The 1,729-nt window shown below is 27.4% G+C and carries 2 protein-coding genes; one reads left to right on the forward strand and one right to left on the reverse strand.

Annotated elements, in window-relative coordinates; translation table 11 throughout:
- Positions 1 to 103 precede the first annotated feature (103 nt).
- Positions 104 to 226 (reverse strand): hypothetical protein, encoded by a 123-nt coding sequence (locus BT993_RS07580; RefSeq protein ID WP_279625219.1) that lies wholly within the window; start codon positions 224 to 226, stop codon positions 104 to 106.
- 141 nt (positions 227 to 367) lie between these two features.
- Here BT993_RS07580 and BT993_RS06750 point away from each other — a divergent pair, with 141 nt between their 5' ends.
- Positions 368 to 1,573, forward strand: coding sequence for an IS256 family transposase (locus BT993_RS06750; protein WP_415669360.1), 1,206 nt, complete (start codon positions 368 to 370; stop codon positions 1,571 to 1,573).
- The last annotated feature ends 156 nt before the right edge of the window (positions 1,574 to 1,729 follow it).

Raw genomic sequence — 1,729 nt, forward strand, 5'->3', positions numbered from 1 at the left:
TCTTTAAATAGGAGAATGGTGATTAAAATGAGGATTAATTTCTGTAAAGGAGTTAATTCTTTTTAATTTGCCTAAATTCCAAAAGTAAATGTCCAAAAACAACTTAAACAAGATTTAAAAGACATTCATAAACTTCATAAGATGTTGAAGAATTGAAAATTTTTCTAGGATAATTATTCATAAAATTTTCAATAAATTTAACATCTTTTTTTCTTAATTTATTCATAGACCTACCCTTAGGAATAAATCGAGAGTGTGAAAAAAAGTCTGTAAATAGAAAAAAATAGGTCTTCTATGATATAATAAAAAATATCAAAGGAGGCCTATTATTATGGCAAGAGAAAAGAAAGAAGTACACAAAGTAAAAATGACAGAAGGGAAAAGAAATATCATTATGCAACTATTAGAAGAATATGATATTCAATCAGCAGAAGATATACAAGATGCCCTAAAAGACCTATTAGGTGGAACAATAAAAGAAATGATGGAAACAGAGATGGAAGAATATCTAGGATATGAGAAATCTAAAAGACATTATTCTGATAATTATAGAAATGGATATAAACATAAACAAATAAATAGTAATTATGGAACAATGAATATAGAAGTACCACAAGATAGGAATTCAAACTTTAATCCAAAGATAGTAAAAAAACGTCAAAAGGATATATCAGATATAGACCAAAAGATAATATCGATGTATGCAAAAGGTATGAGTACAAGACAGATATCAGATACAATAGAAGATATTTATGGATTTGATGTATCAGAGGGCTTTATTTCAGATGTAACAGATAAGATATTACCTCAAATACAAGAATGGCAAAATAGGTCATTATCAGATATATACCCAATAGTATATATAGATGCTATACATTATTCAGTAAGAGATAATGGAGTAATTAAGAAATTAGCAGCATATGTAATACTTGGAATAAATTCAGATGGAAGAAAAGAAGTATTAACGATAAGTGTGGGAGAAAATGAGAGTTCAAAATATTGGTTATCGATATTAAATGAATTAAAGAATAGGGGGGTTAAGGATATATTAATAATATGTGCAGATGGACTTACAGGAATAAAGGAAGCTATTAGTTCATCATTTCCAAAGACAGAATATCAAAGATGTATAGTACATCAAGTAAGAAATACCTTAAAGTATGTATCAGATAGGGATAAGAAGGAATTTGCAAATGATTTAAAGAGTATATATCATGCATCAAATGAGAAGATAGGTTTAATAAATTTAGAAAAGGTTGTGGAGAAATGGAAAGATAGATATCCAAATTCTATGAAGAGATGGAAAGATAATTGGGATTCAATTACACCTATATTTAAATTTTCAGAGAAAGTAAGGAAGGTAATATATACTACAAATACGATAGAATCGTTAAATTCAACATATAGGAAATTGAATCGTCAGAGAAGTGTATTTCCAAGTGATGTATCGTTATTAAAGGCACTATATTTAGCGACATTTGAGGCTACTAAGAAATGGACTAATATATTAAGGAATTGGGGACAGATATATGGAGAATTAAGCATTATGTATGAGGGTAGGTTACCTTTATAGAATTTATTGGTTAAAAAAAGGGTGAAAGTAAAACACTCTCACCTTTTATTGACATGAACATTTAATTGTGTTATATATAAATTGAAAGAGGAAATAAGTGTAAATTAGAATTTCATCTTTTTAAATCATAGAAGATCTAATTTACAGACTTTTTTT

This window comes from Streptobacillus ratti (assembly GCF_001891165.1).
Taxonomy (GTDB): Bacteria; Fusobacteriota; Fusobacteriia; order Fusobacteriales; family Leptotrichiaceae; genus Streptobacillus; species Streptobacillus ratti.

Coding starts and splice junctions, on each gene's coding strand:
- BT993_RS07580 (WP_279625219.1), bottom strand. CDS start 226: ATGAATAAATTAAGAAAAAAAGATGTTAAATTTATTGAAAATTTTATG.
- BT993_RS06750 (WP_415669360.1), top strand. CDS start 368: ATGACAGAAGGGAAAAGAAATATCATTATGCAACTATTAGAAGAATAT.